The 676-nt window shown below is 45.6% G+C and carries 1 protein-coding gene and 1 pseudogene; both read left to right on the plus strand.

Features of this window, described 5'->3' with window-relative positions; all coding sequences use genetic code 11:
• Positions 1–148 (plus strand): annotated as a pseudogene (locus AB4486_RS26150) (curli production assembly protein CsgF); the annotation flags it as partial.
• Between the two features lie 16 nt (positions 149–164).
• On the plus strand, positions 165–676 hold a 512-nt coding region (locus tag AB4486_RS26155), incomplete at its 3' end, for a CsgG/HfaB family protein (protein ID WP_372119667.1).

A 676-nucleotide genomic window follows, 5' to 3' on the forward strand; every position in this document is an offset into this window, starting at 1 on the left:
AGGTAACGGAAATACAGGGCAGTTAGAAACAGATGACTTTTTCCTCAATATTGTTGACGACTCCGGGACCTTACTCGTTCAAATCGTCGATAAAGCGACAGGGGAATCAACAGAAATCAGTGTTTCGGGACTAAACCCAGACCTCTAATCACAAGGATTGTGTTATGAAATCGATCATTATCGTCCTCTTGACCTTTGTGTTGGGAGGGTGCACTTACTCTATGCAAATTCCAGAGACTTCTGAAACGCCAAAACTGATGCCGAGAGGATCGACTTATACCGATCTTATCTCATTACCTCCGCCTCGCGGCAAAATATTGGTCTCAGTTTATGACTTTAGAGATCAAACAGGCCAATACAAGCCTCAGCCAAACAGTAACTTTTCCACAGCAGTGCCACAGGGTGGGACGTCTTTATTGACGACAGCACTTATCGACTCTCAGTGGTTTGTACCTCTGGAGCGTGAAGGGCTCCAAAACTTATTGACTGAACGTAAGATCATTCGAGCGGCTCAGAAAAAAGATAAGGTCGTAAATAATCATGGGGCAGACTTGTCGTCTTTGAGTTCCGCTAACATCGTCATCGAAGGCGGGATTGTGGCTTATGACTCGAATATCGTGACAGGCGGTGCGGGTGCTAAGTATCTTGGGATCGGTGGTTCTGGACAATATAGAAC

This window comes from Vibrio sp. 10N.222.55.C6 (assembly GCF_041473395.1).
Classification (GTDB): Bacteria; Pseudomonadota; Gammaproteobacteria; order Enterobacterales; family Vibrionaceae; genus Vibrio; species Vibrio crassostreae_C.